Genomic DNA, 2,296 nt, shown 5'->3' on the forward strand with positions numbered 1-2,296 from the left:
GCCCCCGTGGCGGCCCCGGCGATGACCCCCATTGCCAGGCCGCTCAGGCGGTTGCGGGTGGCCTGGTGGGCCAGGACGCTGGCGAAGGCACCCACCACCGCGCCCCCGAGCGCGCTCATCACCCCCACCACCAGCCCCACGACGCGGGCGGCGGCGGGGTCGGGGGAGGCTAGGTTCTCGGCGGCGACCAGGAAAAGGCCCTGGGCGATGTCTAAAACTCCCATTCCGACCTCCTGTGGTTGTGGCTCGAGCGGTACAGCCGGTAGGCGATGCCGCCCACCAGCAGGAAAGGCAGCGGGATCAGCAGCCCGATGCCCACGGCCTGGAGGATGGCCCGCCGGGGGGCGTCCTCGAGGCTGCTCCAGGCGGCGTTGCTGCAGAGGTAGAGGGCGTCGAGGGGCAACCCCTCGGGCGTGTAGAGGCTGGGCTGGGCGCCCGGCATGCCCAGGCGCAGGCTCAGCCAGAAGACGGCGCTAGCCAGGCCGATCAGCAGCAAGGCCGAGGCCAGCGCCTTGTACCGCGCAGGCCGGCCTCGAGCCCAGGGCAAGCGCTGCACCGCCCTCACCGCCCGAAGAAGAACTCCCGCACCCCGGAGACGTAGGTGCCTTCGGGGAGGATGATGGCGACCAGGGCCATCAGCAGCAGCGGCGGCAGCAGGATCGCCAGCACCATCCCCATCCGCTCGAAGCGCATGTGCATGAAGTAGGCCACGATCAGGGCAGACTTCACCAGGGCGAAGGCCGTGATCAGAAAGCGCCGCAGCCAGTCGGGGTGCACCTCGAAGTAGTCCAGCAGGTAGGAAAGGGCGCTGAGCACGAAAAGCAGCACCCACACGTAGATGTAGATGCGGATGGGTTGGTGCTGCTCGCCCTTGCCGGTGGCGTGATCCGTGTGTTCCATGCGCTCTCCCTGAATGCCCTCAGAACAGGTAGAAGAAGGCGAAGATGAAGACCCACACCAGGTCCACGAAGTGCCAGTACAGCCCGCAGATCTCCACCCCCACGTAGCTCCCCCGGTCGTACACGCCCTTCAGCACCCGCACCGCCACCACGGTCAGGTAGATCACCCCGATGGTGACGTGCAGGCCGTGGAAGCCGGTGAGCATGAAGAAGGAGGAGCCGAACTGGGGCGCGCCCATGGGGTTGGTCCAGGGCCTGAAGCCCAGGTCGCGGATCAGGTGGGTCCACTCGAAGGCCTGCATGCTCACGAAGGTCAGGCCCAGCAGCGCGGTGATCACCAAGAACAGCGCGGTCATGCGCTTGTTGCGGCCGTAGGCGTGGTAAACGCCGATGGCCATGGTGCCGCTGCTGCTGATGAGCACCACGGTCATGACGGCGATGAGCAGCAGCGGCACCTCGTGCCCGCCGACCTCGAGCGCGAACACCTTGGCCGGGTCGGGCCAGGAGTTGGTGGCGCTCGCCGCCAGCCGCGCCGAGGCGTAGCTGGCGATGAAGGAGCCGAAGATGAAGGTGTCGGAGAGCAAGAAGATCCACATCATCGCCTTGCCCCAGACCACCTTGAAGGCCGAGAGGTCGGAGGCCCAGTCGCTGACGAGCTGGCTGGGGCTCTTCAGGGTCCGTTTGGGTTGTCTCTCCACGCCGCCTCCTCAACGATTGCTTATGGCTGATAGCGGATAGCTGATGGCTGATGGCTGAGACCCGGCTTTGGCAATGCGCGATGAGCCATCAGCACGTGCCCTTTCTCCTCAGGTCAGCAGCAGCAGGCCGTACAGCACCAGCCACACCAGCAGCAGGAAGTGCCAGTAGGTCGTGCACAGTTGCACCGACAGGGGGGAGGGGGGGACCCTCGAGCCCACCACCCCCCAGGCCACCAGGCCGCCCAGCAGGTGCAGCCCATGCAGCGCGGTCATGAGGTAGAAGAAGCTGGCCGAGGGGTTGCTCACCAGGAAGTAGCCCATCGCCTGGAGCTGGCTCCAGGCCAGCAACTGCCCCGCCACGAAGGCGAAGCCCAGCAGGCCGCCGAGCTGGAGGTTGCGCCGGGTCGCGCCGAGGTCGTAGCGACGGCTGGCCCAGGCGGCTTGCTGGAGGAAGAGGCTCGCCAGCGCCAGCAGGGCGGTGTTGAGCCCCAGCAGCCCGGGCTCGCTCAGGCTCTTCCAGTCGGGCAGGTTCATGCGCACCAGGTAGGCGCTGACCAGGGCCGAGAACAGCACCGTCGCCACGGCCATGAAGATCCACAGGCCCAGCCGCGCGGTGGGGACGGGGAAGGCCTCGAGGCCCCCCGGCTCGTTCCCGCCGCCGTTCCCCCCGCCCCCGCGGCCGCGGACGATGCCCGATCC

The 2,296-nt window shown here is 68.0% G+C and carries 5 protein-coding genes; all 5 read right to left on the reverse strand.

Annotation, left to right across the window (positions count from 1 at the left end; genetic code table 11):
- Window positions 1–224, reverse strand: a 224-nt coding sequence (locus Mterra_RS20690) for a hypothetical protein (RefSeq protein ID WP_147373007.1), incomplete at its 3' end; no start/stop codon positions are given.
- Window positions 212–556, reverse strand: a complete 345-nt coding sequence (locus tag Mterra_RS20695; protein WP_147373009.1) for a hypothetical protein — start codon at window positions 554–556, stop codon at window positions 212–214. The genes Mterra_RS20690 and Mterra_RS20695, both read right to left, overlap by 13 nt.
- 5 nt (window positions 557–561) lie before the next feature.
- Complete coding sequence (locus Mterra_RS20700; protein ID WP_119316804.1) at window positions 562–900, reverse strand: cytochrome C oxidase subunit IV family protein; 339 nt, start codon at window positions 898–900, stop codon at window positions 562–564.
- A 19-nt stretch (window positions 901–919) separates the two neighbouring features.
- Window positions 920–1,597, reverse strand: a complete 678-nt coding sequence (locus Mterra_RS20705) for a cytochrome c oxidase subunit 3 (RefSeq protein WP_119316805.1) — start codon at window positions 1,595–1,597, stop codon at window positions 920–922.
- 108 nt (window positions 1,598–1,705) lie between these two features.
- Window positions 1,706–2,296 (reverse strand): cytochrome c oxidase subunit 3 family protein (locus tag Mterra_RS20710; RefSeq protein ID WP_338025087.1); only part of this gene is annotated, 591 nt, incomplete at its 5' end.

Origin of the sequence: Calidithermus terrae, assembly GCF_003574345.1 — a bacterium.
GTDB lineage: Bacteria > Deinococcota > Deinococci > Deinococcales > Thermaceae > Calidithermus > Calidithermus chliarophilus.

Excerpts from the sequence above, each read along its gene's own strand:
- Mterra_RS20700 (WP_119316804.1), bottom strand. The coding sequence starts at position 900 with ATGGAACACACGGATCACGCCACCGGCAAGGGCGAGCAGCACCAACCC.